The organism is Streptomyces sp. NPDC127092 (genome assembly GCF_042722475.1).
Taxonomy (GTDB): domain Bacteria; phylum Actinomycetota; class Actinomycetes; order Streptomycetales; family Streptomycetaceae; genus Streptomyces.
In genome coordinates this window covers 2,031-2,645 of sequence record NZ_JBHXFE010000122.1, presented here as the reverse complement: position 1 = coordinate 2,645, position 615 = coordinate 2,031, and the positions used below count along the sequence as shown (strand labels likewise).

Annotated in this window: 1 protein-coding gene; it reads right to left on the bottom strand. The window is 75.6% G+C overall.

Annotated elements, in window-relative coordinates; translation table 11 throughout:
• A partial coding sequence (locus tag ACFWJO_RS37775) for a sugar phosphate nucleotidyltransferase (RefSeq protein WP_386872655.1) occupies positions 1-376 on the bottom strand: 376 nt, incomplete at its 3' end.
• Positions 377-615: the final 239 nt, after the last annotated feature.

The window sequence follows — 615 nt, the reverse complement described above, 5'->3', positions numbered from 1 at the left end:
TGATCGTGTCCGGGTCGCGCAGGGAGAGGATCGCCGCGGCCAGGCCGATGGCGGCCGCGGAGTCCTTGGGCGAGGGCTCGAGCACCAGATCCGTCTCCGCCAGGGCCGGCAGCTGCGTGCACACCGCCTCCCGGTGGGCCTCCCCGGTCACCACGAGCATGCCCGCGGCCAGGGGCGCCAGACGGTCCCACGTGGCACGGATCAGGGTCTGGCCCGAGCCGGTGAGGTCGTGGAGGAACTTCGGCGCGGCGGCCCGCGAGAGGGGCCACAGGCGGGTGCCCACGCCCCCGGCGGGGATCACGGCGTGGAAGCGGGACAGGGCCGTGCCCGGCGCGGCCTCGCGCGGGGCATCGGTCAGGTTCGGATCGGTGCTCACCGGGCCAGACTACGGAACCGTCCGGACGGGGGACCACTCGCCGCGTCCCAGGCGGGGCACAGCCCAGACCGAGCAGGACGGCGGCGGGGCGCCGCGCGCGTCACAGTGGCCGCCCCGGCCCCCGATCGGGCACGGAGGCGCGGGAAGGGTCTACCCTAGGAGGAGGAATCCACTCGCACACGCCCCTGCCCGTCGTCGTCCCACGGCGGAGGACCGGGATCGTGCATTCCCCCTGGAGG